This window comes from Bacteroidales bacterium (assembly GCA_012517825.1).
In the GTDB taxonomy this organism is placed as follows: Bacteria; Bacteroidota; Bacteroidia; order Bacteroidales; family JAAYUG01; genus JAAYUG01.
In genome coordinates this window covers 1-2,851 of sequence record JAAYUG010000181.1, presented here as the reverse complement: position 1 = coordinate 2,851, position 2,851 = coordinate 1, and the positions used below count along the sequence as shown (strand labels likewise).

4 protein-coding genes are annotated in these 2,851 nt (G+C 46.9%); 2 read left to right on the top strand and 2 right to left on the bottom strand.

Going from position 1 to position 2,851, the window contains the following annotated elements; genetic code table 11:
* Both GX419_12670 and miaB read right to left on the bottom strand, forming a co-directional pair.
* Positions 1–102: carboxymuconolactone decarboxylase family protein (locus GX419_12670; protein NLI25548.1), on the bottom strand; the 102-nt coding region annotated here is incomplete at its 3' end.
* A gap of 44 nt (positions 103–146) precedes the next feature.
* The gene (gene miaB, locus GX419_12665) at positions 147–1,514 is read right to left on the bottom strand and encodes a tRNA (N6-isopentenyl adenosine(37)-C2)-methylthiotransferase MiaB (GenBank protein NLI25547.1); all 1,368 of its coding nucleotides are present in this window, start codon (positions 1,512–1,514) and stop codon (positions 147–149) included.
* Between the two features lie 283 nt (positions 1,515–1,797).
* Between miaB and GX419_12660 the strand changes: the two genes are divergently transcribed.
* Both GX419_12660 and GX419_12655 read left to right on the top strand, forming a co-directional pair.
* Entirely contained in the window at positions 1,798–2,544 is a 747-nt protein-coding gene (locus GX419_12660) for a YebC/PmpR family DNA-binding transcriptional regulator (GenBank protein ID NLI25546.1), read from the top strand.
* Between the two features lie 56 nt (positions 2,545–2,600).
* On the top strand, positions 2,601–2,851 hold a 251-nt coding region (locus tag GX419_12655; protein NLI25545.1), incomplete at its 3' end, for a CDP-diacylglycerol--serine O-phosphatidyltransferase.

Genomic DNA, 2,851 nt, shown 5'->3' with positions numbered 1-2,851 from the left:
ATCCAGGCTGTAAAGCCTTTTCATGGATTTGTTGTCGTGGGCGAGAATCCGCTCATTCATGCGTTTGCGGTATTCCCTGAAGTCATTCACGAGGTCTTTCATCTGCAACAATTTGAATTATAATAATTTACGTAGCAATAATCTCTTCAGACAATATTTCCCAGCAGGGTTGCCGAAGTAAATCCGTGGATTTTTACCTTTACCAGATCACCCGGACTGGAAGTGCCGCGCGGAAAAACAACCACCTTATTCTGCGAAGTGCGGCCAACGTATTCATCGGCCGATTTCCTTGAGCGGCCCTCCACCAGAACTTCATACACCTTATCTACATCCTGTTGTTTGCTCTTGTACGATAACTCCGACTGCAGGGCAATGATTTCATTGAGTCGCCTGATTTTGACCTCATCGGGAACATCATCGGCATAGTTTCTTGCAGCAAGGGTACCCGGCCTTTCGGAGTATTTAAACATAAAAGCATAGTCATAACCAACCCATTTCATCAGAGAAAGGGTTTGCTGATGGTCTTCTTCAGTTTCGGTGCAGAAACCGGCAATAATGTCGGTTGAAACGGAGCAATCCGGAAGAATACGCCATATGGCTTCAATGCGCTGCATATACTCTTCCCTCGAGTATCTGCGTTTCATAAGCGACAGGATGCGGGAACTTCCACTTTGTACCGGAAGATGAATGCTTTTGCAGATGTTATCATGGGCGGCCATGGTATAGAGCACGTCATCGCCCAAATCTTTCGGGTGGCTGGTCGAAAAACGGATCCGTATTTGAGGGAAGGCAGAGGCTGCGCGAGCCAGAAGCCCGGAAAAAGTAAGAACCTCACTGTCTTTCGCCCAGGAATACGAGTTGACATTTTGTCCCAGCAGGGTTACTTCCCTGTATCCGGCCGAAGCCAGTTCTTCCATTTCACGGAGAATGGTATCGGGATCCCGGCTTCGCTCCCGGCCACGGGTAAAGGGCACCACGCAATAGGCACAGTAATTGTTGCATCCGCGCATAATGGATACAAAAGCTGAGATTTTGTTGGCATCGAGCCTTACCGGACTGATATCGGCGTACGTTTCTTCCTCCGAAAGAAGAACATTTACAGCCTTCTGTCCTGATTCCACCTGCCAGATAAGCTTCGGAAGGTCGCGATATGCATCGGGACCGACCACAAGATCAACGGATCGGTCTTCTTCGAGGAGCTTTTCCTTCATTCTTTCGGCCATGCAGCCAATAACTCCTATCCGTGTGCCAGGATTTACTTTTCTGAGCGCTCCCAGTTCCCGCAGACGGACCCGTACCCGGAGTTCTGCATTTTCGCGTATGGAACACGTATTAACCAGAATCAGATCGGCATTTTCCGGTTTTTCCACCAGTTCAAACCCATTCTGAACCATCACCGATGCCACAATCTCGGAATCGTTCACATTCATCTGGCAGCCATACGTTTCAATGTAAAGCTTCCGTGTTTTTTCGTCCGAAGATCTCATGGCCCCGTTACCCTTTCTCTCGTTCATAAACAGCGAATTTCATTTTTGCAAAGGTACAGCAGACAAAATTAATCCGTTACATGAAAATCAATTCCTGTCCATTTCCTTCACAGGCATCCGGGCAAACCCTGCTGAAACCCAGCGGAAGCGGCCCTTGTGGCATATCGCGCAGTTTTTGATGCGCAACGTGGGTTCCTGCATGGCAAATGCATAATCCGGGTTTAATATTTTACAGCATGATAACTTACATACCTTTTTTTGTAATTTTGTATTCCGTTTAAAAAGTCAGTTTTATAAAAAATTACCTTGTATGTCAGGTCATAATAAATGGTCATCCATCAAGCACAAGAAAGGGATTGCTGATGCCCGGCGGTCGAAAATATTTTCCCGCATTGTAAAGGAAATCCAGGTTGCCGTCAGGGAAGGCGGCCCGGATGAAGAATATAACCCCCGGCTCCGGCTCGCCATTCAGAATGCCAAAGGAGCCAATATGCCCAAGGAAAATATCCTCAAAGCGATTAATAAGGCCGATAAGGAAGGCTCTAACCTTCAGGAAGTTACCTTCGAAGGTTATGCTCCCGGCGGAGTGGCTATTTTTATAGAATGCCTCACCGATAACAACAACCGCACAGTCAGCAATATTCGTTCCATATTTAACAAACGGGGCGGAAACCTCGGAACAAAAGGGTCTCTCAACTTTTTATTCGAAAGAAAAGGCGTTATTACCGTACCAAAAGCTTCGTCCATCAACCCGGAGGAATTTGAACTGGCTGTTATTGATGCCGGGGCCGAAGACCTTGAAGACAATGGCGATTTCTACACCATTTATACCTCAATGGAAGATTTTGGAAAGGTTAGAAAGGCTCTTGAAGAGATGAAAGTGGAAGTGGAAAACGCCTCCCTGCAGCGCATACCAAACGATTACAAGCAATTGCCAAAGGACGAAGCCTTAAAGATTCTGCGCATGGTTGAAGAAATTGAAGACGATGACGATGTGCAGAATGTCTACCATAACCTCGAAATTTCGGACGAAATCATGGCCGCAATGGAAGGTTGATTCCTGCCAGCTCTGATTTTTTCTGTTTTGCCGGGAAAATATTTCCATTGCAGTTCATGAACCAGCTGAAAAAAAACATTCCCAACACTTTAACCCTGCTTAGCCTGACAGGAGGAATGCTGTCGATCATTTTTGCATTCCATACTGAGCTGATGGGGTACGCTCCCTTCATTATTCTGCTCTGTGCCCTTTTTGATTTTCTCGACGGACTAACCGCCAGGTGGCTTGGCGCATACTCCGACATCGGAAAAGAACTCGATAGCCTGGCCGATGTGGTCAGCTTCGGAGTTGCCCCGGGCATACTTAT